We start from the raw sequence: 24,185 nt of genomic DNA, 5'->3' as shown, positions 1-24,185 counted from the left end.
TTATTCCGTTGAAAGGCGTTCGATGCGCCTGACCTGTGTGAACGAAAATGGAGAGTCTGCTTTGTCTCGACCGGTTTATATTGCCCTTATGACCCTTGCCGCGCCGCTGGCGATGATGACCCCCGTGCAGGCGCAGGAAGCGCCTGCCGCGGCTGAAGCAGCTCCCGCCGCCCCGGCTGAAGCCGCGCCTGCCGCGGGTCAGATGACGCAGGAACAGATCGCCGCTTTCAATCAGGCCGTGACCGACTTCACCGCGGGGCAACAGGCCCAGCAGGCGGGCGATAATGCCGCCGCCACCGCGAAATATGAAGCGGCGCTGCCCGCGATCCGCACGGCCGTCCAGGCCCAGCCCGCCAATATCGACAATGTGAATTTCCTCGCCAACGCGCTTTATGCCGACGCCGCCGCGCAGGGCGCTCAGGGCCAGATGGACAAGGTGATCGCCCTCTATGGCGAATCGCTGCCTCACTGGCGCAAGGTAGTCGAAGCCAAGCCCACAGATGCCGCCAGCCGCAATATCCTGGCGGGCATCCTGATCCAGCTGGGCAACCAGAAGCTGGGGGCCAAGGACATGACCGGCGCTGATCCTTATTATAAGGAAGCCGTGACGCTGGCTCGCAAGTCCGTGGCGGAAAATGCGGCGGACAAGACCAACAAGAACATTCTGTTGTCCGCCCTGATCGGTGCAAGCCAGACAGCCAATGACGAGGCGCTTCGCAAGGAAGCGCTGGATATGGGCAAGGCGATGATGGCCGATGGCACGATCGACGCCATCAACAAACCGTCGATCGAAGTGATGAGCGGCCAGAAGGCGGGCTGATCTATTTCCGCCCGGATGCTCATGGCATCCGGGCGGAGAAGAACGCGACATTCGATCCCGTGTCATGGGGACTGGAGGTTGATTGCTCTTCGCTCAGAATGAAAAACCGGTCTCCTGCGTAGGCAGGAGCACATAGCATCTCAACCCTAAGCGCCTGTCACGATGATCTTGTCCGCATAGACCATGCGGCCCGGCCCCAGCAGGCCGACAAGCTGCGGCAGCATGTGCCGCGCCACCGCCAGGCAACCTTCGCTGCGCCCGCATTTGCCCCAGGCGGCGATGTGATCCTCGCTCACATAATCCGCGCCATGGATAACGATGGCGCGATTTTCCGCATTGTTGTTGGTCGGATCGAGACCGATGAGGCGCATCGCCTGCCCATGCTGGCCGTAATAAATGTCGCTCGTCCGATAGGCGCCCGACGAACTGGCCAGTGAATTGGGCTCGTTGGAAAAGCTTTGGAGCCATCCTGAATGGCCGGGGTCCGAACCGCGGCCATGAGCGACCAGATAGGAACTGGATTGCCCGCCGATCAGGTCCACCACATGCAGGCGCAAATCGCGCGAGGGCGCGTTGAAATCGGCGATAGCGATTCGGTCGCGCAGGGTGAAGGCGTGGGCATGGCTGTCCAGCGCGGCCTTCGCCTTTTCCAGCAGGCGCGCATAGGGCTTGCCCGCGAAGGACACGGTGCGCGGCGCGGCGGGAACCGGCGCTGGCGGCGGGTTTTTGGGAAGAAGTCCTTCCGGCGCGGCGGCTTTGCCGATGCTGTCGGAAAGAAACGATAAGGCCAGTCCGCTTAAAGCGAACTTTGTAAAACTGCGGCGATCCATGGAAGCAATATAGCAGAGCGGCGGCCCCAGTCCAAGGCCGCCGCGATGCGCCTTAGCCGCCCGCGTTGCTCGCTTCATCCGCATGATGGTCCGCCTCGGCCTGTGAGGGGAGGCGCGAGGTCATGCCGGTGGCGGCGGCATCGTCCAGCATCTGCTGGTCTTCGGACACTTCGGGCGGCGGCGCGGCCGGGGCCGTGTTGGTGACATTCTGGCTCGGCTCAGGCGCGGCGTCCGGTTCGTCGATGATGACATTTTCGATCGGCGGTTCGACCAGATTGTTAGTCGCGGGGGCCTCTTCCTGCTTCTTGCCGCAAGCGGAGAGGGCGAGCGCGCCGCTAAGGGCGATAAGGGCGATCTTGTGCATGGGGTTCAATCCTTCGATGCGATGGCGGTCGAATGGTCGGTCGTGGGATCGACGCGGCGGCTGGACGCCTCGATCTTCTGGGCGAGCAGCTTGTCCCAGCCATAGGGGTCCGACCGGAAGTTCATCACCCCGTCGCTCCCCGGAAAGGCAGTCCAGTAAAGCAGGTAGACGGCCACTTGCTGCGGCAAGGACACGCGCTGCGTCTTGCCTTCGTCGATCAGCGTCTGGATCTGCCCCGCCAGCTTGGGATCGCCCGTCACCATCATCTCGGCCAGCGGCACCGGCTTTTCGAGACGGATGCAGCCATGGCTGGCAAGCCGGTCATAGCTCTGGAACTTCGCCCGCGCGGGCGTGTCGTGCAGATAGACCGCGAAGGGATTGTTGAAATCGAACTTCAACCGGCCCAGCGCGCTGTTCGGCCCGGCGGGCTGGACGATGCGCTGCCCGCCTTCCGGCGTGCCGATGATCTTGTATCCCTGCTTCAGCAACGTTGCGCGGCCCTTGGGGAACAGTTCCTTCTTGGCGATGGAGGCCGGAACGTTCCACGGTGGATTGACGACGATCGAATGGATGCTGGACGACAGCATCGGCGTCTGGTTGGTCGGGCTGCCGGTGACGGCGCGCATCGACTTCACCGGCTGATCGCCTTCGAACATGGTGAGCACGGCGGCCGCGATGTTCACCTGAACCCGGTTGACTGGCAGGGTGCGCGGCATCCAGCGCCAGCGTTCCATATTCGCCATGATCGCGGCGATGCGGTCCTCCACCGGCACGTTGAGTTCAGCGAGCGTCCGCGCGCCAAGCTGGCCCGTGGGATTGAGACCATAGCGCCGCTGGGCGCGCTGAAGCGCGTCCACCAGCTTTTCACCGGGCGTCACGGCCTTGTCCTCGATGGCGAGGCGCTTGCGGATCGCATCGGGCGACGCATCCGCGCTCAGTTTCGGCCAACCGCCATCGTCGCGGATGCGTTCATAAGCGACCAACCCCTTGCGAAGGCCGTCATAGCCCGAATAGGGCGGCGTCAGGCTGGCGGCCCATTGCGGCAGCCGGTCCTCCGCGATCGCCGTCGCCAGGGACGGGCGGGGATCGAAGGGCGCGGGGCGCAAGGCCCAGATATTGAGGAAGTCGGCGGTGTCTACGCGCCCGGTGCTGAGCGCCCGCGCCCGGTCCAGCGTGGCGGAAAGCAACGCATCGCCGGTCAGCGCCGCGCTGGCCTTGCTTTTTGCCATCAGACCTTCGGCCGCGCCCCTGCGAAGCCAGTCGTTGAGCCATTTTTCCTGTGCAGCCGACATCGGCGGCAGCGGAAGGGGCGGGGGCGTCACTATGGCGGGTGGCGCTACAGGCGCCGGAGCAGCAGGCAGCGCCGGCGTCACTGCCGGGGGCAGGATGGAGGTTGGGGCGCTTTGCTGCGCGACAGCGGGCATGGCGGCGAAAGCCAGCAACGCCACGCCGGAAAAGCGGATCAGATCGGGACGGTTCATACTCGACCAGATAGCGCAAAGCCCGCGGCGATCAAACTTATGATCGCGGAAAAAGATGATGCTGCCTGTCGTTCACCATCGTGCCTATGTCTTTCCCGCAACGCAGGAGGGGCGAAGCGCATACTCCGTCAGTGCACGGTGTCTTCGATGGGGGAAGCAACGGCCGTGCCTTCCATCAGTTTCGCGGCGATCAGCCCCGCGGCAACCAGCCCCACGAAATCGCTGAGTGCGAGATAGAGGATATAGCCCCATGGCGCATGGTTGAAGACCGCCTGCCCGACATGGAGCCACAGCACGGCGGCCAGCGCGAACAGCAGCACCAAGCGCGCCCGGCTGCCGAAATCCGCTGCCGTGAAGCGCAGCGCCAGCGCGATCACCACGCCCACCACCAGCGCCAGCACGAAACCGCCGATCAGCGCAGACCCGTCTGTCACGGGGAAACCGCTGCTATTGTAGAAGATCATGCCGACCGGTCCTTTGCCGAACAGTACCGTTCCTTGCGCGGTGGCGGGATCGGGCACGACATAGACGCCGGTGCCTGTGGGATTGAGCGTCTGCGCCATGGCGGCTTGCAGATTGGCGCCCGCCTGTGGATCAGCGCGGCTGAACGCCAGCGAACCCAGCGGCGTGCCCCAGAAGATGAAGCCGGTGATATAGAGCGCAAAACCGCCCAGCAGCCCGCCTAAAACCGTCCGCACCATGATCGCCCTCCATTATTTCCCTCTTGCAATGAGGCTGGAGTATAAACGCGGCAGGGGCAATATCTTTCCGAAGGGCCGGATCAGTCCGGGCGCGCGGCCTTTTCGGCGAGACCCGACAGTCCCTCGCGCCGTTCCAGCTCATCCAGGACGGAATCGAGCGGTATGCCGCAATCGGCAAGCAGCACGAAAAGATGGAATAGCAGGTCCGCGCTTTCGCCGATGGTGTCGGCGGTGTCGCCGCTCAGCGCCGCGATGACGGTTTCGACCGCCTCTTCGCCCACCTTCTGCGCGATCTTGGCGCGCCCTCTGGATGTCAGCTTCGCCACATAGGATTGCGACGGGTCGGCGGACCGTCGCCGGGCGATGGTTTGTTCCAATTGATGAAGGGTCGCGCGCATGGCCGCCATCAAGCGCCAGGCACGCGACCCGTCAACTAAAAATCAGCGTGCGTTGCGCTTATTTGCGCTTGCGGCGGGCGCGAAAGGTGCGGAAGCCCAGAACCGCGATGCCCATGGCGAACAGGCCGAGCTGCTCCGGCTCAGGCACCGGCGTGGCGCCGCCCGACGAGCTGCCCCCCGATGAGTTGCCACCGGACGAGCCGCCGCACTGCTTCCACCATCCGCAGCCGAAGGTCGCCTGAGCGGGCGTGGCTGCACCGACCAGACCGGCGACGCCAGCGGCGAGAAGCATCTTGTTCAGTTTCATCCTCTTACTCCCTGTTTCCTGCAAATGGTGATGCAGGAAATTTAAGCAGGAGCTGTGCCAAGAGGAGCTGAGTCACGCATTTGCGGCGCCCTGAAAGGTTAATGCCCCTCCGGCCAGTCTGGTTAATGTAAAATAAGCCGACGCTTTTGCCGTCTTGTCAGGCGGCGCGCACCGGCACGCCCGCCGCCGCCAGCGCGCGGTGGGCCTCTGCAACCGTGTGCTGCCCGAAATGGAAGATGGAGGCGGCCAGCACCGCGCTCGCATGGCCCTCGATCACGCCTTCGACCAGATGGTCGAGCGTGCCCACGCCGCCGCTGGCGATCACCGGCACCGACACGGCATCGGCAATGGCGCGGGTAAGGGCAAGGTCATAGCCCTGACGCGTCCCGTCCCCGTCCATCGACGTGACGAGAAGTTCGCCCGCGCCCAGTTCGGCAAGGCGGATGGCGTGCTCCAGCGCGTCGATGCCGGTCGGCTTGCGTCCGCCATGGGTGAAGATTTCCCAACGGTCCTCGCCCACGCGCCGCGCATCGACCGATCCAACGACGCACTGACTGCCGAAGCGGTCGGCGATGTCGGCGACCAGTTCGGGCCGGGCGACGGCAGCGCTGTTCACCGCGACCTTGTCCGCCCCCGCGAGCAGCAGCGCGCGCGCATCTTCCGGGCTGCGGACGCCGCCGCCCACGGTGACGGGCATGAAGCAGACCTCGGCGGTGCGGCGCACCACATCCAATATGGTGCCGCGCGCCTCCTGCGTGGCGGTGATGTCGAGGAAGCAGAGTTCGTCCGCGCCCGCCGCGTCATAGACCTTGGCCTGCTCGACCGGATCGCCCGCATCGCGCAGGTCGACGAAGTTGACGCCCTTGACCACCCGGCCATTGGCGACGTCGAGACAGGGAATGACGCGTGTGCGGACGGTCATGCCTATATTCTTACCGAATGGATGAAATGTGTCACGCTCACGCCGCCGCCTGCGCCACCGCCAGCGCGGCTTTCAGGTCCAGCCGCCCGTCATAAAGCGCTCGTCCGGTGATGACGCCCTCAATCCCTTCATCGGCGTGGAGGCTCAGCACGCGAATGTCCGCGATCCCCGCGACCCCGCCACTGGCGATCACCGGAATATCGGTGGCGCGGGCAAGGTCCACGGTCGCGTCGATATTGCAGCCCTTGAGCAGCCCGTCGCGCCCAACATCGGTGAAAAGCAGGCTGGCGACGCCTGCATCCTCGAACCGGCGGGCGAGGTCCGCTACCGGCATGTCCGACTTTTCCGCCCAGCCGTCCGTCGCGACGAAGCCATCGCGCGCATCGACCGCGACGACGATGCCGCCGGGGAAATCACGCGCCGCCGCCTTGACGAAGTCCGGGTCTTTCAGCGCCGCCGTGCCGATGACGATGCGCGACACGCCCAGATCGAACCAGCGTTCAACCGCTTCCCGATTGCGGATGCCCCCGCCCAGTTGCACATGGCCGGGAAAGGCTTCGACGATCTTCTCCACCGCTTCGGCATTGACCGCATGGCCCGCGAAGCTGCCGTCCAGATCGACCACATGCAGATGCTGTGCGCCTGCCTGCGCGAACAGCAGCGCCTGTGCGGCGGGATTGTCACCATAGATGGTGGCGCGGTTCATGTCGCCTTCGGCCAGGCGGACGACTTGTCCGCCCTTGAGGTCGATGGCGGGAAAGACGATCAGGCTCATATCATCATCCGTGGGAGCGCGCTCAAGGACGCCACTCCAGAAAGCGGGAGAGGAAGGAAAGGCCATAGTTCTGGCTCTTTTCCGGGTGAAACTGGCAACCGATGATGGTGTCACGCGCGACGGCTGCGACCAGCGGCCCGCCATGGTCGGTGACGGCGGCGACATGGGCCGGATCATCGGCTTCGAAATGATAGCTGTGGAGGAAATAGGCCTCGCCTGTCTCCAGCAGAGGCGGGTCGCCGCGCAGGATCACGTCGTTCCAGCCCATATGCGGCACCTTGATCGCCGGATCGGCCGGCTCGATCAGCTTCACGGTGCCGGGGATCCAACCCAGCCCTTCATGCCGACCGAATTCCTCGCCCGCGTCCGCGAGCAACTGCATCCCCACGCACACGCCCAGAAAGGGAACGCCGCGCCGGTTCACCGCCGCGTCCATCGCCTCGACCATGCCGGGGATCGCCACCAGCGCATCGCGGCAGGCCCGGAAAGCGCCGACGCCCGGCAGCACGATCCGGTCCGCCTTCGCCACGACATCCGCGTCGGCGGTGATCGTTACATCTCGCGCGCCGGCCTTTCGCAGGGCGTTGTGCACCGAATGAAGATTGCCCGCGCCATAATCGATGAGGGCAAGGGAGGTCACAATATCCCCTTGGTCGACGGGATGGCGTCGGCCTTGCGCTGGTCGATCTCCACCGCTTGCCGCAGCGCCCGCGCCAGCCCCTTGAAGCAGCTTTCGACGACATGGTGGTTGTTGGCGCCATAGAGATTTTCGACATGCAGCGTGATCCCCGCCGCCTGCGCGAAGCTTTGGAACCAATGCTCGATCAGCTCGGTATCCCATTCGCCCAGCCGCTGTACGGAGAAGGGCGCCTTGAACACCAGCCAGGGACGGCCCGAAATGTCCAGCGACACGCGCGTCAGCGTCTCGTCCATAGGCGCATAGGCCGTGCCGTAGCGGGAGATGCCGCGCTTGTCGCCCAGCGCCTTGGCGACCGCTTCACCGATGGCGATAGCGGTGTCCTCGGTCGTGTGATGCTGGTCTACATGCAGGTCGCCGACCGTCTTGACGTCCAGGTCGATCAGCGAGTGGCGCGACAATTGCTCGATCATATGATCGAGGAAGCCGATGCCCGTCGAAACGGAATAGATGCCCGTGCCGTCCAGGTTGACGGTGACGTCGATCTGCGTTTCCGCAGTGTTGCGATGAATCTCGGCCCTACGCATGGCCGCCCTATAGCGCGTTGCGCGCGCCATGCAATGCAAGTGTATGGGAAATGACGGGCGGGCTTGACGCTTCGTATCGCCTCGCTAGGACTGACAGCCATGAGTGAAGACCTGCCCGACAGCCTGATTCCCTATGATGAAATCGTGCAGGAAGCGCTGCGCGCCGTCGTCGGCCGTGTGCTGGGGGAGGTGGAGGAGACCGGAGGCCTGCCGGGAAACCATCATTTCTACATCACTTTCAAGACGCAGGCGTCGGGCGTCGACATCCCGACCCGGCTGATCGAGCGCTTTCCCGACGAAATGACCATCGTGCTTCAGAACAAATTCTGGGATCTCAAGGTCAGCGAGGACATGTTCCAGGTCAGCCTGACCTTCAATCAGGTCGCGGCCCACCTTGTCATTCCCTTTGCGGCGATCACCGCTTTCGTCGATCCGGCGGTCAATTTCGCGCTCCAGTTCCAGGTGCAGGCCGATGCCGTGCCCGAACCGCATGAAGAAGCGGAAAACGACGTGCCGGACGTGAAGGCGGAAGACGGTTCCAATGTCGTGACGGTAGATTTCGGGAAGAAGAAATAAGCGTCCGTTTTCGGCTGGTTTCGGCTATTCCCGACACCCGTTCGCCCTGAGCAGGGGCTGAGCCCTTCGACTGACTGCTTGCAGCATTCGTTCAGGATAAACTTGGCCTCTGGCCAAGCCAAAGACCCATATTGAAGGGTATGGCACAACCTGTGTCCTTCGATACGCCCCTTCGACAGGCTCAGTGGCTACTCAGGACGAGCGGATTTGAATGTCCGCTTCCCACCCAACGCCGCGTCCCCTAAAAAATCGCTCTTGGCTTTCCTCGCTTCCATCCTACATCCAACCTATTGTTGCGATTGATTCTTAATTGGGAGCCGAAGCATGGCCGCAACCCGCACCGAAACCGACTCGATTGGCGCGATCGAGGTGCCCGCCGCCGCCTATTGGGGCGCGCAGACCCAGCGGAGCATTGAGAACTTCCCCTTCGGCGATAGCGAGCGGATGCCCATCGGCATCGTCCACGCCCTCGCCATCGTGAAGCAGGCGGCGGCGCGGGTGAACCGGAAGCATGGGCTGGATGCGAAGCTCGCCGACGCCATCGAAACCGCTGCCGCCGAAGTCGTGGAGGGCAAGCTGGATGATCAGTTCCCGCTCGTCATCTGGCAGACGGGCAGCGGCACGCAGTCCAACATGAACGTCAATGAAGTGATCGCGGGCCGCGCGAACGAAATCCTGACCGGCACGCGGGGCGGCAAAGCGCCGGTTCACCCCAACGACCATGTGAACATGAGCCAGTCGTCCAACGACAGCTTCCCCACCGCCATGCATATCGCCGCCGCGCTGGCCGCGACCCGCGCGCTGCTTCCCGCGCTCGAACGGCTCGAAGGCGCATTGCTCGCAAAAGCAAAGGCATGGGACGGCATCGTCAAGATCGGCCGCACCCATCTGCAGGACGCGACGCCGCTGACGCTGGGGCAGGAATTTTCCGGCTATGTTGCCCAGCTCCGCCTTGCCCGCACCCGCGCCATGCCGCTGGTCGAACATGGCCTCACCAAGCTGGCGCAGGGCGGCACGGCGGTCGGCACCGGCCTCAACACGCCCCCCGGATTCGCGGAGGATGTAGCGGCGGAAATCGCGGCGCTCACCGGCCTTCCGTTCGAAACCGCGCCCAACAAGTTCGAGGCGCTGGCGAGCCATGACACGCTGGTCGACTTTTCCGGCCGCCTCAACAGCATCGCCGTCGCGGTGACGAAGATCGCCAACGACATCCGCCTGCTGGGCAGCGGTCCGCGTTCGGGCCTTGGCGAACTGGACCTGCCCGCCAATGAACCGGGCAGCTCGATCATGCCGGGCAAGGTCAACCCGACCCAGTGCGAGATGCTGACGATGGTGGCCGCTCAGGTCATCGGCAATCATCAGGCGGTGACGGTCGGCGGCCTGCAAGGGCATCTCGAACTCAACGTGTTCAAGCCGCTGATCGGCGCGGCGGTGCTGCGGTCCATCCATCTCCTCGCCGTCGGCATGGATAGCTTTGCCGAACGCTGCGTCGAAGGGCTGGAGGCGAATGCAAAGCGCATCGCCGAACTGGTCGACCGATCGTTGATGCTGGTGACGGCCCTGGCGCCGGAGATCGGCTATGACAATGCCGCGAAGATCGCCAAGCATGCCCATGTCGAAGGATTGACGCTCAAGCAGGCGGGTCTCGCGCTGGGACTGGTCGATGAAGCGACCTTCGACCGGCTCGTGCGTCCTGAGAATATGGTCTGATTCAGATCAACATGGCGGAACGGACGGCGATCCGATACATTGATAGGATATGAAGAGGAAAGCCGCCCCCGCCAAACCGGCCGCGCAACCCGCATCGGTCAAGTCCCCACCCAAAGCCGGACTGCTGCGAAAGGCGGCGCGTGTCGGCGCGATATTGGTGGGAACCCGTGTCGCAGCCGAAACCGGGAAGAAAGGCGCGGTCGGCCTGCTGGCGGGCATGGGTGCCAAGAGGCTGATCCTGCGCTATCCCATGGGCGCGATGTTCGTCACCGGCGCCTATCTGGCGGGTCGCCTGTATGAAGCGAAGCGCGAGGTGGACCGCAAGCGGGGCGTTAAGGCATTGCCGGACGAAGGCGCGGAACCGATCCTGATCGACGAAGCCCGGTCCCGCAGGGCCGGACGCTGATCGCCCGCTGCGGCGACCCGTGCCGGATTCGGCGCGGTGTGACGGGACGTCAGCTATTTTCCTGCCTTCAGACGCCATAGGATTTTCCGCGGCGCAGCATGGTGCGCCTTCCAGCGGAGAAACCCATGACCGATTCTCACGCCCCGGTCGAAAGCGCCATCCCTGTCGTCCCCCACACCAAGCGGGAACGGCAATTATGGATGGATCTGCTCCGGGGTCTGGCGATCCTGCTGGTCGTCGCCTTCCATTCGGTGACCATATTGGAACGGCACGCCTACACCGCCGCGCCATGGATGCGCGATTTCAACCAGTTGTTCGTCCTCTATCGCATGCCGACGCTGGTATTCCTGTCCGGCCTGCTGCTGGCGGGATCGTTCGGCAAGGGGATCGTGCTCTATCTGCTGGGGAAGGGGCGGCGGATATTCTGGCCGCTGCTGGTCTGGACGCTCATCTATGCACTAGTCATCGGGCCGATGGTGGATGGACCGATGCAACTGCTCAAATATCTGTCCGGCCAATCCTATCTCTGGTTCCTGACCTTCATCCTCATTTATTATCTGGCGGCCATTCCGCTGCGCCGCCTGTCGCCGCTGCTGGTCGCGGCGGTTGCCTTCGGCATTGCGATCCTCGCGCCCGATGGCAGCAAGAATGGTGAGCGGCTCTTCTACCTCATGGCCTTCTTTTTCCTCGGCTCATGGGTGGGCGGCCATTGGGCGTTGTGGATGCGCGTCGTGCGTTCGCGCGCGGCGCTGCTGGGATGGATCGTCATCGTCGGCGCATCGGCGGCGGCTGTCGTCTATGAGCTTCACTATGGTCCGCTTTACGCTTTTCCCGCGCTCTGCTTCATCATCGCGGTCAGCGCCACGGCCTTCTGGATACAGGCCGCCCGCTGGTGCGCGCCGCTGATCTTCATGGGCCAGCATTCGCTGATCTTCTATGTCTCGCACTTTCCGACCATCTATATCGTCATGGGATTTTGCCGCGGGCTGGGCGTGAAGCAGGCGGAAGTCGCGACGATGGTGGCCTTTCCCGTCGCATTGCTGGTGGGGCTGCTGCTTGTGCTGGCTTCGCGCGCGAGCTGGGTCGTCGATCTGCTGTTCGTCGCGCCCGCGCCGCCGCAGCGTGTGGTCGGGGCGTTGCAGGCGGTCGAAAAACGGCTGGCTTTCGTCTAGAATGCCGACTGCCAGGCCTTCACCGCCTCGACCGGCCAGACCAGCATCAGCACGTTAAGCGTCAGATTGTCGCGGATCACCCACAGCGCCAACAGCTCGAACCCGATGCCGGCCAGCACCGTCAGCCAAACCGGCGCCCGCGCGGCAAAGGCGAAGCCCAGCGCCATCATCCCGATGTCGCTCATCGAATTGAGGATGCTGTCACCCGAATAGCCGAGCGCGATGGTCGCCGTGCGGTATCGGTCGATGATGACCGGCGAATTTTCCAATATCTCCCACAGCGATTCGACCGCCACCGCCGCCGCGAAGCGCATCCCCCTGGGCTGCCGCCGCATCAGCGCCCACGCCGCCAGATAGAATAAAAATCCGTGGATGATATGGCTCAGACTATACCAGTCGGAGAGGTGCTGGCTGTTGCCGCTGTCAATCGCGCCATGCCATAATTCTACCGTGCCGCAGGCGCAGATCGGCGGTCGTCCCATCAGGAACAGCATCGCGCAGGCCGCCAGCGCGATCAGCCCGGCAAGGGCGTAGCCCCGGCGGCTGCGGTTCCGTTTGCGCTTCAACACTGCGTCATCCCCCTTCTTGCCCTCTTGCAAATCGCTGCTTCTGGCGGCACTAGCGGCCATGGCCGACGACATTCCGACCGAAACGCCCGATTTCAAGCGCCGTGGCGTTCTCTTCGTACTCTCTTCGCCTTCGGGCGCGGGCAAGTCCACCATCGCGCGCAAATTGCTGGCGGCAGAGCCGGACCTGGCCATGTCGGTGTCCGCCACGACCCGCCCGATGCGGCCGGGCGAAGTGGATGGCAAGGATTATCACTTCGTCGATCTGGAGGAATTTCGCCGGATGACGGCGGATCATGAGTTCCTCGAATGGGCGCATGTCTTCGGCCAGCGTTACGGCACGCCCCGCGCGCCGGTGGAGACGATGCTCAAGAGCGGCCGCGACGTGCTGTTCGACATCGACTGGCAGGGCGCGCAGCAATTGCACCAGATCGCGGGCGGCGATGTGGTGCGTATCTTCATCCTGCCTCCCTCTATGGAGGAACTGGAGCGCCGCCTGCGCGGCCGCGCTACCGACAGCGAGGCAGTGATCGCAGGCCGCATGGAGCGCGCCGCCGGAGAGATCGCGCACTGGGATGGCTATGATTATGTGCTCTGCAACGTCGATGCGGAGGAATGTTTCCAGCGCGTCCAGACCATCCTCCACGCCGAGCGCATGAAGCGTAGCCGTCAGACTGGCCTCATCGGCTTCATCCGCCGCCTCAGCCGCTATCATCAGGACGATTGAGCGCGCTTCAGACGCCAAACCCCGCCGGGGCGGCCCAGTCGGGATGAACCCACGCCATGGCTTTGAACAACGTGCCCATCGCGTCCGGGGATGTCAGGCGCAGGCGGGCGGCTTCCACCTCCTCGGCGCGCTCCGGGCTGGCCTCCGCCAGTTGCGCGGCGCGGGCGTCGATGCCCAGCTCGCCGAGAAACGCGCCCTGACCCACCGGTCCCAGTACGCGCAACCCCGCCTGCCGCGCCATATTGCCGATCATGGTGAAATCCACATGGGTGGTCAGGTCCACTTCGCCCGGATCGGTGAAGGGGTCGGCGAACTTGTGATCGCGCACCGCCTGTAACGTGTCGCCAATGGCCGGGCCTTCATAGCCATAGTCGATGATGATCGCCGCGCCGCCCTGTTTTGCGATACGGTTGGCCAGGCTGAAGGCGGCCGTGGCGCCCGCCAGCGGTGTTTCGATGACATGCCCGTCGTCCGCCGTGGCGGCGATGGCGGGCATGTCTGATTCGATACGGCGATAGCCGACGGCCGGAACGAAGCGGATGCCATCCTCCCCTCTGCTGGCCAGCACGACCCGCTCGCGCCATTCGTCATTGACGCGGATTGACTGGCGGACGGGCAGGGCGTCGAAAAATTCATTGGCGACCACCAGCAACGGTCCCTGTTCGGGCAGTTGCTCTATGCTGTCATGATGGACGATATGGGGCAGCAGCGCCCTCTGCCGCTCGCGCAGCACGGGGCTGGTTTCCACGAAATGCAGACGCGGGGCGAAGGCGGCCCGCTCCATCGCGCGGAGCGCATCGGCCGCCAGCGTCCCGCGTCCCGGCCCCAGTTCCGCATAGAGCGCCCCCGGACGCCGCCCCGACCGCATCCACACATCGGCAAGGCACAGGCCGATCAATTCGCCGAACATTTGGCTGATTTCCGGCGCCGTAGTGAAATCGCCCTCCAGACCCAGCGGATCACGGGTCGCATAATAATGCTGGTTTGCCTCGCCCATGAAATGCGCGATGGAGATCGGCCCGCCCGCCTCGATCTGCCGGGCGAGCCGTTCGCTCAGCGGCAGTTCGTCAGCTGACACTCGCGCTGCCCGCGATCGGTTCGACGCGCACGCGCCGTCCTTTGGCGGTGACGATCAGGTAAAGCCCGCCCAGGATCATCGGCACGCACAGCCACTGGCCCATGTGCAGGCCGGTGCGCGCAGCGAACTCCATCAGTTGCGCGTCGGCCTCGCGGAAGAACTCCACGCCGAAGCGGAACAGGCCGTAGAAGAAGAGGAACAGGCCGACCAGCATCCCCGGCTTGTAGCGCGCTTGGGTCTTCCAGAAGGCATAGGCGAGGATGGCGAACAGAAGGACGCCTTCCAGAAGCGCCTCATAAAGCTGGCTGGGATGGCGAGGGAAGGGGCCGCCTGTGGGAAAGATCATGGCCCAGGGCACATCGGTTTCCTTGCCCCACAGCTCCCCGTTCACGAAATTGGCGAGCCGCCCGAAGAACAGGCCGAAGGGCACGCAGCAGGCGACATAATCATGCACCCGCAACCAGCTCAGCCCTTCCTTGCGAGCCAGATAGAGGATGCCGAGCGACACGCCGACCACGCCGCCATGGAAGGACATGCCGCCATTCCACAGCTTGAGAATGTCGAGCGGATGCCGCAGGATTTCGGGCTGGTAGAAGACCACATAGGCCAGTCGCCCGCCGATGATGATGCCCAGTGTCGCATAGAAGATCATGTCGTCGGCATGACGGCGCGCCATGGGCGATCCGGGCTGCGCCACCAGCTTCAGCAGATACCAGTAGCCGATCAATATGCCCGCCAGATAGGCGAGGCTGTACCATTTCAGCGTGAAGAAGCCGAGGTCGAGTGCCACAGGGCTGAGGCCCAGATCGTCAAAGCGAATGGCGCTGGCGGCGGTGGCGGCGATGTCCAGGATCAAGATGCGGTTCCCCTTGGGAATGGTGCCGCTGCCATAGAGCAAGCGTCTCCCAAGACCAAGGGGCAAGCGCAGCTTCGCGTCAAATCGAGAGGGAAAGGTTGTAAGGGCGTCATCATGTGGACGGCTGTTTATGGCCAGTTGCGGCCATTTATCGAAACACAAACATCCGTTCGCCCTGGGTAGGGGCTGAGCCTTTCGACTGACTGCTTGCAGCAGTCGCTCAGGGTAAACTTAGCCTCGCGCCACGTCGAAGACCCGTATCGAAGGGTCTTGTGCAATATCTGTCCTTCGATACGCCTCTTCGACAGGCTCAGGGGCTACTCAGGACGAACGGGGACGGGGAGCGAGCTGTCCGCTCCCCACCCCCAACCGTCCTTCGGTCCGCGCGCACCGGCCGCCATGAAAGAGGCCGCAAACCCTCCGGCTCGCGGCCTCTTCCCCTTTTGAATGCAGATCAGAAGGACGCGGTGACCGATCCGACCACGCCGGCCTTGCCGATATTGCGGCCGCTGGACGAATAGGCGTTCTTGTTGGTGTCGACATAGCTGACGCCGAAGGTCAGGTGATCCCAGGTGTAGGTCGCGCCCACGCTCCAGTCGGTATATTCCTTGCCGCTGCCGATGATGAGGTAGCTCGGTCCCCAGCTATGGCCCAGATGGGCCGACACGCCCACCGGCGAATTGGGTATGCTGGCCGACAGGTCGCCCGCGACGTAGAGATTGTCTTCCTTGTGGATGCCATCCAGCGTCAGCGCCTTGGTCTTGGGCGCATAGTTGACGGTCAGCTTCGCGGTGGCGGGGCCGAAAGTGCCCTTCACCGACGCATAGGGTTCGACAAAGTCGCTGTTAACGCCGCCCGAACCGGGATAGTAATAATAAAGGACGCCCAGGTCGAAGGTCGCCGCGCCCACCGTCTTGGAATAGCCCGCGATCAGGTCGATTTCCTGGTCGCTGCCATTGGCGACATAATCGTCGATGGAGGAACCCCAGGTCGACACATAGAAGCCCGATTCATGGGTGACGGTGATGCCGCCCTGGATGGCGAAACGCTTGTCGGTCTGGGATACGCCACGGAAACGATAATCGGTGACGACGGCGGCGCTGCCGCTGACGGTCAGTTCCGGTGTCGGCTCGTCCTGAGCGAAAGCGGGTGCCGAAAACGCGGCAAGAGCAATGGCCGACAGGCCAAGAATGGACTTACGCATGATAAAACCCCTTTGATGGTTATGCGATCGTCCCACCTGCGCGAAGGTCCCTGCCTCTTTCTCCCGCAACGGGGCGGGCCGGGTGCCTTGACCCCAAATGGATGCGCTTCCTTGCTGCGCTGCACAAGGATTTATTGCTGAATCATGTCTTTTGCCGACGAAATGTTGCTGTTCTGCAACAAGTGCATGGGCGGCATCCTGAAGCCTCGTCTGCCGCCCCGATTATGATCGAAAGCTCGTAATTATATTACGCGGGCGGCGCGGGCGCCTGCGTCGTGTGAATGACGCGCTGCGGATAGGGAATGGTGATCCCATTGTCCCGGAACAGCAGCCACAGCCGGTTGAGCACGTCCGACCGGACATTGCCCACGCCTTCCTCCGGGTCGCTGATCCACACCAATATCTCATGCTCCACGCGATTTTCACCAAAGCCGGTCAGACGCACGGTGGGGCTGGGCATGTCGAGCACGCGGTGGCTTTCCTGCGCGGCGCGCAGCATCAACTGTTGCGCCAGCGGCAGGTCGCTGTCGAAGCCCACGCCCAGGGTAATGCGGACGCGGACATTGCGGTCGGAATAGGACCAGTTCTCCACCTCCTGCGTCATCAGGTTCTCGTTGGGGATCAGATGCTCCTTGCCGTCGCGAGTGATGACGCTGACGGCGCGCACGCCGATCTTGTTCACCCATCCGAAGCTGTCGCCCACCACGATCACGTCGCCCGGCTTGATGGAACGGTCCATCAGCAGGATGATGCCCGCGATCAGATTGCCGAAGGTCTTTTGCAGGCCGAAGCCGACCGCGAGACCCAGTGCGCCGGAAAAGACGGCAAAGGCGGTCAGGTCGATCCCCAGCAGGTCGACACCGATGAAGAAGGCCGCGATCACCACGGCGATGGCGGCGAGCTTCTGCGCCAGCAATTTCTGCGTGGGATCGAAGCCGTCCGCCCGGGCGATGCTGCCCCCGATCAGCCGGTTGGCAAGGCGCACCATGGCGAACAATGCGACGCAGATCGCGGCCATGGTGATGAGGCCGAGCAGAGTCACTCGCCGTTTGCCAAGGCCGATGCCGATCGCGTCCAGCATCGTGCCCACCGGCGTCAATCCGCCATTGGTGCCCGACAGGGTCGTCAGGAACAGCAGCAGCGCCAGCGGCGCGACCGCCCAGACCGGTATCGCCAGCGCGCGCAGGCCATGGGCCGCGAGCAGGGCGACCGACAGGCCAAGCGCGATTCCCAGCACCAGATGCGGCGCCGTGTCCACTGGCCAGAGCGCGGTCGCGAAACCGATGAACAGCGCCGACAGGGCATAACGCAACATGGCGCGCAGCCGCCCGGCCAGCGCCTCGCTCAATATCGCCGCCTTTTCCCGCAGTCGTGGCGCGATGAGGCGGGCTGCCGCCGTCGCCGCCAGATGCAGCAGCAACGCGATGCCCAGCGCGATCAGCGGCTGGACGATCTCCGCATCGCCCGGCACCAGCGCCAGCAGGGAGGAGAAGTCCGGCGTCATCCCCGCGCCGCGCGGAACCGGGCAAGGCCCGCATCGAGATCCGCGATCAGGTCGGCGGGATCTTCCAATCCGATATGCAGGCGCACGGCTGGACCTTCCGCCTCCCATATCGTCGCGCTGCGGTAACGGGCTGGATCGACCGGCAGGGCCAGGCTCTCAAAGCCGCCCCAGCTATAGCCGATGCCGAAATGGGCAAGCCCGTCGATCAGCGCGGCGCGCGCCGTCTCATCGCCGCCTTTCAGGATGAAGCTGAACAGGCCGGAGGAGCCGGAAAAATCCCGCGCCCACAATTCATGCCCCGGACAATCGGGCAGGGCGGGATGCAGCACCCGCGCCACATCAGGCTGCTCATTCAGCCACCGGGCGATGGCCAACGCGCTCTCCTGATGCTGCTTCAGCCGCACGCCCAGCGTCCTGAGGCCGCGCGAAGTCAGCCATGCGTCGTCGGGACTCGTCATCTGCCCAAACAGATAAGCCGTCTGCCGGACCTTGGGAAACCATGCCTCACTGGCGGTGACGGAACCGATCATCACGTCGCTATGCCCGACGATATATTTGGTGCAGGCGAGGATGGAAATATCCACTCCATGTCCCAGCGCCGGGAAGAATAGCGGTGTCGCCCATGTATTGTCGATCAGCGTGACGATGCCCTTCTCCTTCGCCACCGCCACGATGGCGGGCACGTCCTGCACTTCGAAGGTCAGGCTGCCGGGGCTTTCGAGGAAGATGGCGCGCGTCCGCTCCGTCAGCAGGCTCGCGATCCCCGCGCCGACAGTCGGATCATAATAGACCGTCTCGACGCCAAAGGGCTTCAAGATCTGTTCGCAGAAATTGCGCGTAGGATCATAAGCGCTGTCGGTCATCAGCAACTGATCGCCGGGCTTCAGCACCGCCATCAGCCCGCAGGCGATGGCCGCCACGCCGGAAGGAAAGAGCATCGTCCCTGCCGCGCCCGGCTCCATCTCGGTCAGCGCGTCGGCCAGGCTCCATGCGGTCGGCGTCCCCTTGCGCCCGTAGAACAGCCGCTCATGCGTGCTGGAGCCGGCGGCGCGGCGCAGATGCGCCACATCGTCATACAGGATCGTGGACGCGCGCCATACCGGCGGACTGACGATGCCGCCCGGCTGCCCCGGCATCCCGGTCCATTCGGCCTTACGTCCCGCCTGCGCCAGCTTGGTCAATGGCTTGCGGTCATCGTCCTTCCCGCTCATGCCGCGCCGGTCGCCTTGGGCGTGGCGGGATCGAGGCCCCATTCGGACCAGCTTCCGTCATACAGCGTCACGTCTTTTTTCCCCAGTAGTTCCAGCCCCGCCAGCAGGATCGCGGCTGTCACGCCGCTACCGCATGTAGTGATGACGGGCCGGTCGAAATCGAGGCCCGCCTGCGCGAACAATTGCCGCAATTCCTCGCCCGTCTTCATGCTGTTGTCGGCGTTGAACAGGGCGGAGGAGGGCAGATTGCGCGAGCCGGGAATATGTCCCGATGCCATGCCGGGGCGCGGTTCCTTCTCCTCGCCGGTGAAGCGCGCCGCCCCGCGCGCATCGATCACCGCTTCGGCGCGGCTGTCCACATTGGCGATCAGATCGTCCATCGTCCGCACCTGTCCGGTCGCGCGCCGCGCCACCGCATTGCCCGGCGGGGGAGTTACCGCGCCGCTTTCCGTCGGACGCCCCTCCGCCACCCATTTAGGCAAGCCGCCGTCGAGGATCGCGGCCCCCTTGCCCACGCCATAAAGCCGCATCATCCACCATCCCCGCGCTGCGCTGTGCGTGGGGCTGTTGTCATAGACGATGATGCGGTTGTCGGTGCTTATTCCCAGCGCCCGGCACCGCTCCGTCATGAAGGCGTCGGTCGGCAACATGCCGGCTCGCGGATCGTCAAGATCGGCCAGTGTCGGCAGGTCGAGAAAGGCCGCGCCCGGAATATGCGCCTGCTCGAACTCGGCGCGGGGGTCGCGCGGCACGCCGGGCAGGAACAGGCTGGCGTCGACGATCCGCAGATCATCCTTGCCCAGTTCCCCGGCCAGCCATTCGGTCGACGCCAATATGTCCATCATCCATCCCATGCGCTGCTGTCGCCACCCTTGATAGGGTGGGCGGACGGCGCTGCAAAGGGGGCTGTCAGTTTCGCCCGAACTGCCGCGCGACGCGCGCGCCGGGCCGCCGATACTGGCGCGGGCCAAGGTCGAGGCGGAAGGGTGACAGCCGCTCGGCGCGCGGCTCCTGTTCCTGCCCTACGATGAAGGCGCCCCCGGTGCGGCCCGTCCCCGCCGGATCAGCGCTGTCCTCGCCCCAGCGATATTGCACATCGAACGCCGCGAGCGGGATCAGCAGCAACCGCTCGCCCATCGGCACCGGCACGATCTGGTCCGCCGTCAGCCGCAGTTCGCCGGTCAGGCGCTGGCTGGCCCCCGGGGCGATCGCCACGGCGGAATGGAGCGGCAGGCCGATGTGGCCGCTCACGAACTGCTGGAGCAGCGTCTGCTGATCCCCGCCCGCATTGCCGATCAGTCCGCGCACCAGCACATCCTGCGCGGTTCGCTCGCCCCGATTGGTGAGCGTCAGCGCATAGGCGACCGTCAGGCCCATCAGCGAATTGCGCGCGCCCGTCACTTCCAGCGAAAGGTCGATCTGGGCACGATCCGTTGTCGTGTCGGCAACCGCTTCGGGCATAGGCGTGGGCGTGGGTGCAGGCGGTGGGGACGCGACGGGCGCGGGCGGAGGCGGTGGAGGGGCCGTTTCCTCGGCAACAGGCTCGGCCAGGACCGGCTCCACAGGCTCCGGCGCAACCTCGTCCTCGTCCGATTCGTTCCGTCCGCGCCGCAGGAAGAAGGAGGCCGCAGCCAGCAGCACGATCCCGCCAACGATCCAGAGCCAGGGCAGGCCTTCGTTCGAAGCCTCCGCCGCCGGAGTCGGTTCGGTAGGCGCGAGCGCGGCGTTCGCAGCCTCATTCGGCGCGGGCGCGGCCTGCGGTTCCGGCGCGGCGGTCGAGGGGGCCTCGCCTGTCGTGCTTTCGCTCTGCTCGGGGGCGGGCGTTTCGGTCTGGCGCGGTTCGTTGCGTTGCGCGTTCCGCTCTGTCCGGGATTCGGGCTGAGCCTCGGATGGGCGCGTTTCCCGGCGTGGCGCGGGCGTCTGCGCCGTTGGCTGGGGGGCGGCAGGCGGCGGCGTGGTCGGCGTCACGACAGGCGGCAGGGCCACGGCGGGCGGCGGCGCTACCGTTGGAGTCACGGGATCGCGAAACACGTCCAATTCCGGCCCCTGCCGACTATCGGGGGCATTTTGCGTGTTGCCGCGCGGCAGATTCATGACCGGCCCGCCGCTATCCTGTTGCTGGGCAAGCGCGCCCGTCGCCAGCAGCAGCGGCACCATGGAAAAGATCAAGCGATAAGGCCCCATAATCGGCAGCCAAGGCAATGCTTCACCTGAACGGCAGATGAACAGATCGCCCCCATGACTTTATGCGTGCAATCGCGTAGATGGGCCGCCATGACCGATACGCCCCAACCGATCCATCTTGGCCAGACCAGCGCGCTGCCCCAGCGCCCGGAAGAGGCCGTCCTCGATTACGTCCCCAATCCCCGCCCGGGAAAGCCCTATCTGGTGCGCTTCACCGCGCCGGAATTCACATCGCTCTGCCCGGTGACGGGGCAGCCTGACTTCGCCCATCTGGTGATCGACTATGCGCCGGCCGCGACCATCGTCGAATCGAAGTCGCTGAAGCTGTTCCTCGGCGCCTTCCGCAACCATGCCGCCTTCCATGAGGATTGCACCGTCGGCATTGGCGAGCGGCTGTTCACCGAAATGAAACCGCTCTGGCTCCGCATCGGCGGTTACTGGTATCCGCGCGGAGGCATCCCCATCGACGTGTTCTGGCAATCGGGCGAGCCGCCCGCAGGAATGTGGCTCCCGCCGCAGGACGTGCCGGGCTATCGCGGGCGGGGTTGAAGCCGCTAAGGATACAGCATCCCCTCATGCCATTCATCGCCATGCCGCGTGAACAGGCGGCGTTCGTGCAGCCGGTGCTCGCGGTCCTGCCAGAACTCGATCCGCTGCGGCTTCACGCGAAAGCCCGACCAGTGCGGCGGGCGCGGCACCGGCCCGCCCTCGAACCGGGCGCGCATTTCCTCATAGCGGGCCATGAACACCTCTCGCGAAGGTAGCGGCTGCGACTGGTCGGACGCCCATGCGCCAAGCTGGCTGTCGCGGCTGCGCGTCGCGAAATAGGCGTCGGCGGCGGCTTCGTCCACGCGCCCCACCGGCCCCTCGATCCGGACCTGCCGCCGCAGCGACTTCCAATGGAGCAGCAGCGCGGCATGGGGATTGTCCAGCAGCTCGCCCGCTTTGCGCCCCTCGAAATTGGTGTAAAAGACGAATCCGTCTGGCCCATGTCCTTTGAGCAGCACCATCCGCACCGAAGGCCGCCCGCGTTCATCAGCGGTGGCCAGCGCCATGGCGTTGCTGTCGTTGATCTCGCTCTGGCGCGCTTGCGCGTACCATTCATCGAACAGGGCGAAGGGGTCTGTCATGCCCCCGACCTTAGGAAGAAGCGCTTCGGCTGTCGATACAGGCCAGCCGCAACTTGAACGCGGCGGCGCTTTTCTCCACATAGAGGGGCAAATTCACTTTCCACCGTTAAAGATAAAGGTAACACAGCGTAGATGGCCGATCCCTATTCCACATTGGGCGTCGCACGCGGCGCGAGCGAGACGGAAATCAAGTCCGCCTATCGCAAGCTCGCCAAGGAACTGCATCCCGACCGGAACAAGGACAATCCGAAGGCGGCGGAGAAATTCTCGTCCGTCACCAATGCCTATGACCTCCTGTCCGACAAGGACAAGCGCGCCCGCTTCGACCGGGGGGAGATCGACGCAGACGGCAACCCGACCGCGCCCTTCGGCTTTGGCGGCGGGGGAGGGGGCGGCGGCTTTCGCGGGCATCCGGGCGGGGGCCAGGCGGGCGGCTTCGAATTTAACGGCGGCAGCGCGGATTTCGGGGATATTTTCGAAGGCCTGTTCAGCGGCGGGGGTCGGCGTGGCGGAGGATTCGGCCGCAATGCGCCTCCGCAAAAGGGCGCCAATGCCGCCTATCGTCTGGCGGTGGCCTTCGTCGACGCCGCCACGCTCGCGCCGCAGCGGATCACGCTTCAGGACGGCAAGACCATCGACCTCAAGCTTCCCGCCGGGGTTGAGAGCGGCACGCAGATGCGCCTTTCCGGCAAGGGCCAGCCCGGCCCCGGCGGCGCGGGCGACGCTATCGTCACCATCGACGTGAAGCCGCATCCCTTCTTCAAGCGGGACGGCGACAATGTTCTGCTCGACCTTCCCATCACCCTCGACGAAGCGGTGAAGGGCGGCAAGGTCAAGGTGCCGACGGTCGATGGCCCGGTGATGCTCGGCGTTCCGGCCGGTTCCACCTCCGGCAAGACGCTGCGCCTGCGCGGCAAGGGCTTCACCGCGAAGGACGGCAAGCGCGGCGACCAGCTCGTCACGCTCCAGATCGACGTGCCCGCCGACGATCCGGCGATCAAGGCGTTTGTCGAAGGCTGGCAGGACAGCCGCGCCGTTCGGGCCTCGATGGGCGTTTGATGCGTTAGGGGACGAATGCCGCAACCTTCGCCCCTTTCCCCTGAATCGCGCCGCAACCTCGGGCATCCGGCGCGCAGCCGCCTTAACCGCCATATCGACCGGGTTCGTCCCGGCAGCCACGCCTTCGAAGTCATGAAGCGCGTGGCTGTGGGCACCTATAGCGACGGGTTCATCCATGCCGGGAACCTTGCCTACCTGTCGCTGGTGGCGCTGTTCCCCTTCTTCATCGTGGCGATGGCGGTGGCCAGTATCTTTGGCCGATCGCAGGACGGGCTGGCCGCGGTCGGCAATTTTCTCGACAATATGCCGCGCGGGGTCGCCGACGTCATCCGCCAGCCCATCGGCGAAGCGCTGGCTGCGCGCACCGGGCCGCTGCTCTGGCTGGGCGGCCTTGTGGGGCTGTGGACCGTGGGCAGCCTGATCGAAACCGTGCGTGATATATTGCGCCGCGCCTATGGGACGAAAAGCACGCGTTCCTTCCTCCACTATCGTCTGGCCGCTATCGGTATCACGCTGGTCAGCGTGCTGGCGGTGATGTTCTCCTTCTCGCTTCAGGTCATAGTGACGGCGATAGATGAGATCATCCATCGCCTCTTCCCTTTCGCTGACGAAGCCATCCGCATCATCACGCTGACCAAATTGGTGCCCAGCGGCATCCTCTTCCTTTCGCTCTGGTCGCTTTACTGGTCGCTGACGCCCAGTCGCTACAAGGACGGGCGCTTCCCCAAATGGCCCGGCGCGGCGGCGACGACGGGCTGGTGGTACGCCGTGACGCTGCTGTTGCCGCCGACCCTGGGATTGCTGGGCAGCTATGATCGCACCTATGGCAGTTTGGCTGGCGTGATGATCACCCTCATTTTTTTCTTCCTCGTCGGGCTTGGCGTGGTAATTGGCGCGGAACTCAATGCGGCGCTGGCGGAATTTCCTGAGGAGGAAGAAGGTGAGCCGGCGCCGGACGACAAAGGGAACGGGACATAAGA

General features: G+C 64.6%; 28 protein-coding genes. 9 read left to right on the top strand and 19 right to left on the bottom strand.

The annotated features are described in order from the left end of the window. Positions 1-22 precede the first annotated feature (22 nt). A complete protein-coding gene (locus LDB26_RS10830; RefSeq protein ID WP_373886104.1) occupies positions 23-820 on the top strand; it encodes a hypothetical protein in 798 nt (265 codons plus the stop codon). Positions 821-966: 146 nt separating this feature from the next. Here LDB26_RS10830 and LDB26_RS10825 read toward each other — a convergent pair whose 3' ends face one another. From LDB26_RS10825 to hisB, 10 genes are all read right to left on the bottom strand, one after another. Then, on the bottom strand, positions 967-1,650 hold the full coding sequence (locus LDB26_RS10825; protein WP_257542075.1) for a murein L,D-transpeptidase catalytic domain family protein: 684 nt from the start codon (positions 1,648-1,650) through the stop codon (positions 967-969). 52 nt (positions 1,651-1,702) lie between these two features. Then, on the bottom strand, positions 1,703-2,014 hold the full coding sequence (locus LDB26_RS10820) for a hypothetical protein (RefSeq protein ID WP_062066507.1): 312 nt from the start codon (positions 2,012-2,014) through the stop codon (positions 1,703-1,705). A 5-nt stretch (positions 2,015-2,019) separates the two neighbouring features. Beyond that, on the bottom strand, positions 2,020-3,495 hold the full coding sequence (locus LDB26_RS10815) for a murein L,D-transpeptidase (RefSeq protein ID WP_062066504.1): 1,476 nt from the start codon (positions 3,493-3,495) through the stop codon (positions 2,020-2,022). A gap of 128 nt (positions 3,496-3,623) precedes the next feature. Beyond that, on the bottom strand, positions 3,624-4,196 hold the full coding sequence (locus LDB26_RS10810) for a hypothetical protein (protein ID WP_197413610.1): 573 nt from the start codon (positions 4,194-4,196) through the stop codon (positions 3,624-3,626). A gap of 80 nt (positions 4,197-4,276) precedes the next feature. Further along, on the bottom strand, positions 4,277-4,594 hold the full coding sequence (locus LDB26_RS10805) for a phosphoribosyl-ATP diphosphatase (protein WP_062068903.1): 318 nt from the start codon (positions 4,592-4,594) through the stop codon (positions 4,277-4,279). A 58-nt stretch (positions 4,595-4,652) separates the two neighbouring features. Continuing rightward, entirely contained in the window at positions 4,653-4,901 is a 249-nt protein-coding gene (locus LDB26_RS10800; protein ID WP_062066497.1) for a PEP-CTERM sorting domain-containing protein, read from the bottom strand. 157 nt (positions 4,902-5,058) lie between these two features. Then, positions 5,059-5,823 carry an imidazole glycerol phosphate synthase subunit HisF gene (hisF, locus tag LDB26_RS10795; protein WP_062066494.1) on the bottom strand — a complete coding sequence of 255 codons (765 nt, stop codon included), beginning with the start codon at positions 5,821-5,823 and terminating at the stop codon, positions 5,059-5,061. Between the two features lie 37 nt (positions 5,824-5,860). Beyond that, positions 5,861-6,598 carry a 1-(5-phosphoribosyl)-5-[(5-phosphoribosylamino)methylideneamino]imidazole-4-carboxamide isomerase gene (gene hisA, locus LDB26_RS10790; protein WP_062066491.1) on the bottom strand — a complete coding sequence of 246 codons (738 nt, stop codon included), beginning with the start codon at positions 6,596-6,598 and terminating at the stop codon, positions 5,861-5,863. A 22-nt stretch (positions 6,599-6,620) separates the two neighbouring features. Next, positions 6,621-7,238 carry an imidazole glycerol phosphate synthase subunit HisH gene (gene hisH / locus LDB26_RS10785; RefSeq protein WP_257538379.1) on the bottom strand — a complete coding sequence of 206 codons (618 nt, stop codon included), beginning with the start codon at positions 7,236-7,238 and terminating at the stop codon, positions 6,621-6,623. Further along, positions 7,235-7,822 carry an imidazoleglycerol-phosphate dehydratase HisB gene (gene hisB, locus LDB26_RS10780; RefSeq protein WP_062068901.1) on the bottom strand — a complete coding sequence of 196 codons (588 nt, stop codon included), beginning with the start codon at positions 7,820-7,822 and terminating at the stop codon, positions 7,235-7,237. The genes hisH and hisB overlap by 4 nt, the downstream gene beginning before the upstream one ends. Before the next feature lie 99 nt (positions 7,823-7,921). Here hisB and LDB26_RS10775 point away from each other — a divergent pair, with 99 nt between their 5' ends. The 4 genes from LDB26_RS10775 (at position 7,922) to LDB26_RS10760 (ending at position 11,686) form a co-directional block, all read left to right on the top strand. Then, positions 7,922-8,398 (top strand): SspB family protein, encoded by a 477-nt coding sequence (locus LDB26_RS10775; protein WP_062066486.1) that lies wholly within the window; start codon positions 7,922-7,924, stop codon positions 8,396-8,398. Between the two features lie 324 nt (positions 8,399-8,722). Beyond that, positions 8,723-10,108, top strand: coding sequence for a class II fumarate hydratase (gene fumC, locus LDB26_RS10770; protein ID WP_257538377.1), 1,386 nt, complete (start codon positions 8,723-8,725; stop codon positions 10,106-10,108). Positions 10,109-10,157: 49 nt separating this feature from the next. Continuing rightward, positions 10,158-10,514: a hypothetical protein gene (locus LDB26_RS10765; protein WP_257538375.1), complete on the top strand. Its 357-nt coding sequence runs from the start codon at positions 10,158-10,160 to the stop codon at positions 10,512-10,514. A gap of 125 nt (positions 10,515-10,639) precedes the next feature. Further along, complete coding sequence (locus LDB26_RS10760) at positions 10,640-11,686, top strand: acyltransferase (protein WP_257538374.1); 1,047 nt, start codon at positions 10,640-10,642, stop codon at positions 11,684-11,686. On the opposite strand, the gene LDB26_RS10755 is transcribed toward LDB26_RS10760, so the two are convergent. Then, positions 11,683-12,252: a DUF2585 domain-containing protein gene (locus tag LDB26_RS10755; RefSeq protein ID WP_373886200.1), complete on the bottom strand. Its 570-nt coding sequence runs from the start codon at positions 12,250-12,252 to the stop codon at positions 11,683-11,685. The two genes, LDB26_RS10760 and LDB26_RS10755, sit on opposite strands and share 4 nt — an antisense overlap. Positions 12,253-12,313: 61 nt before the next feature. Here LDB26_RS10755 and gmk point away from each other — a divergent pair, with 61 nt between their 5' ends. Further along, on the top strand, positions 12,314-12,979 hold the full coding sequence (gmk, locus tag LDB26_RS10750) for a guanylate kinase (RefSeq protein WP_257538373.1): 666 nt from the start codon (positions 12,314-12,316) through the stop codon (positions 12,977-12,979). Positions 12,980-12,986: 7 nt separating this feature from the next. Here the strand turns inward: gmk and LDB26_RS10745 are convergent, their stop codons facing one another. The 7 genes from LDB26_RS10745 to LDB26_RS10715 form a co-directional block, all read right to left on the bottom strand. Further along, positions 12,987-14,057, bottom strand: coding sequence for a class I SAM-dependent methyltransferase (locus LDB26_RS10745; RefSeq protein ID WP_062066470.1), 1,071 nt, complete (start codon positions 14,055-14,057; stop codon positions 12,987-12,989). Further along, entirely contained in the window at positions 14,047-14,913 is an 867-nt protein-coding gene (gene lgt, locus LDB26_RS10740; RefSeq protein WP_062068897.1) for a prolipoprotein diacylglyceryl transferase, read from the bottom strand. Before lgt ends, LDB26_RS10745 begins: the two co-directional genes overlap by 11 nt. A 454-nt stretch (positions 14,914-15,367) precedes the next feature. After that, on the bottom strand, positions 15,368-16,117 hold the full coding sequence (locus LDB26_RS10735; RefSeq protein ID WP_062066467.1) for a TorF family putative porin: 750 nt from the start codon (positions 16,115-16,117) through the stop codon (positions 15,368-15,370). A 247-nt stretch (positions 16,118-16,364) separates the two neighbouring features. Further along, positions 16,365-17,621 carry a mechanosensitive ion channel family protein gene (locus LDB26_RS10730; RefSeq protein ID WP_062066464.1) on the bottom strand — a complete coding sequence of 419 codons (1,257 nt, stop codon included), beginning with the start codon at positions 17,619-17,621 and terminating at the stop codon, positions 16,365-16,367. Beyond that, positions 17,618-18,832 carry a cystathionine beta-lyase gene (metC, locus tag LDB26_RS10725; RefSeq protein WP_257538372.1) on the bottom strand — a complete coding sequence of 405 codons (1,215 nt, stop codon included), beginning with the start codon at positions 18,830-18,832 and terminating at the stop codon, positions 17,618-17,620. Before metC ends, LDB26_RS10730 begins: the two co-directional genes overlap by 4 nt. Next, positions 18,829-19,674, bottom strand: coding sequence for a sulfurtransferase (locus LDB26_RS10720; RefSeq protein WP_257542073.1), 846 nt, complete (start codon positions 19,672-19,674; stop codon positions 18,829-18,831). Before LDB26_RS10720 ends, metC begins: the two co-directional genes overlap by 4 nt. A 67-nt stretch (positions 19,675-19,741) precedes the next feature. Then, positions 19,742-21,001: a hypothetical protein gene (locus LDB26_RS10715; RefSeq protein WP_257538371.1), complete on the bottom strand. Its 1,260-nt coding sequence runs from the start codon at positions 20,999-21,001 to the stop codon at positions 19,742-19,744. 105 nt (positions 21,002-21,106) lie between these two features. On the opposite strand from LDB26_RS10715, the gene queF reads away from it, so the two are divergent. Then, positions 21,107-21,565 (top strand): preQ(1) synthase, encoded by a 459-nt coding sequence (queF, locus tag LDB26_RS10710; protein ID WP_257538370.1) that lies wholly within the window; start codon positions 21,107-21,109, stop codon positions 21,563-21,565. A gap of 5 nt (positions 21,566-21,570) precedes the next feature. Here the strand turns inward: queF and pdxH are convergent, their stop codons facing one another. Continuing rightward, a complete protein-coding gene (pdxH, locus tag LDB26_RS10705) occupies positions 21,571-22,146 on the bottom strand; it encodes a pyridoxamine 5'-phosphate oxidase (protein WP_257538369.1) in 576 nt (191 codons plus the stop codon). 132 nt (positions 22,147-22,278) lie between these two features. On the opposite strand from pdxH, the gene LDB26_RS10700 reads away from it, so the two are divergent. Next, entirely contained in the window at positions 22,279-23,205 is a 927-nt protein-coding gene (locus tag LDB26_RS10700) for a J domain-containing protein (protein WP_257538368.1), read from the top strand. 15 nt (positions 23,206-23,220) lie between these two features. Further along, a complete protein-coding gene (locus tag LDB26_RS10695) occupies positions 23,221-24,183 on the top strand; it encodes a YihY/virulence factor BrkB family protein (RefSeq protein ID WP_257538367.1) in 963 nt (320 codons plus the stop codon). The last annotated feature ends 2 nt before the right edge of the window (positions 24,184-24,185 follow it).

Source organism: Sphingobium sp. CFD-1 (assembly GCF_024611115.1).
GTDB classification, from domain to species: Bacteria; Pseudomonadota; Alphaproteobacteria; order Sphingomonadales; family Sphingomonadaceae; genus Sphingobium; species Sphingobium baderi_A.
The sequence above is the reverse complement of the archived record's forward strand: the minus strand, read 5'-3'. Positions and strand labels throughout refer to the sequence as shown.